This window comes from uncultured Formosa sp. (assembly GCF_947500765.1).
Taxonomy (GTDB): Bacteria; Bacteroidota; Bacteroidia; order Flavobacteriales; family Flavobacteriaceae; genus Formosa.
The window spans coordinates 1-765 of sequence record NZ_CANMTH010000053.1; the positions used below are offsets into that span (position 1 = coordinate 1).

At 29.8% G+C, this 765-nt stretch carries 1 protein-coding gene; it reads right to left on the reverse strand.

Annotated elements, in window-relative coordinates; all coding sequences use genetic code 11:
* Positions 1-138: 138 nt before the first annotated feature.
* Positions 139-678, reverse strand: a complete 540-nt coding sequence (locus tag Q1B05_RS18570) for a hypothetical protein (protein WP_299782956.1) — start codon at positions 676-678, stop codon at positions 139-141.
* Positions 679-765 lie beyond the last annotated feature (87 nt).

Here is a 765-nt window from a genome sequence, read left to right on the forward strand (position 1 = left end):
AACGGTTTTGTGTATGGTTAGTTGCGTGGTTTAGCAACTAAATTAACAAAAAGGTACGAACCTGTGAATATTCCGAAGGAATTTTCCAAATAGGCACTTGCCAAAGCAATTAATTATACACGTTGTTGTGCGTAGGTTTTATTCGATTTTATTCAGTTCTATTTTATTTGGACTTATCGAAAAGCCGATTAAATGGTCTTTATAAAAGTACATTGTCTCTTGTAAACTTGTCAGTTTTAAACTGTCACCTACTTTTTCATACATTCCAATTGTTAGGTTTGAATCTTTTGATTCAGGAATAATTTCATCAATTCCGAAATAGTATGGATTTTTCTCGAGATTCAATATAAAGTTTCTATTCTCAATTTTGAATTCGTATTCTGTAACAGAATAAGGGTGGTTTTCTATCCAAGAATTCCAGAAAAAAGAAAATATCCAATAGCAAACAATTGTATTAATAAAGAATAGTATTGAAAGTCTTTTATTTCTAAAGAAAACAATAATTCCGATTAGAATATTTATTCCAAATATACGAGGTCGATAAGACTCAACTCCTATCGACATAAATGGGTCAGGTTTTATCGTACTAATCCAATATTTCATTAGTAAAATATCGAATAGTAAAATCAGAACTCCAATTCCGAGTAATATTTTTATTTCAGATTTCGTTATTTTCAACTTTCGATTATTATTTCGCTATTAGTACTAATAAACTAAAATGGAAGCAAGGTTTTCGTTGGTCTGTTAACTTACGCACAACGTGTT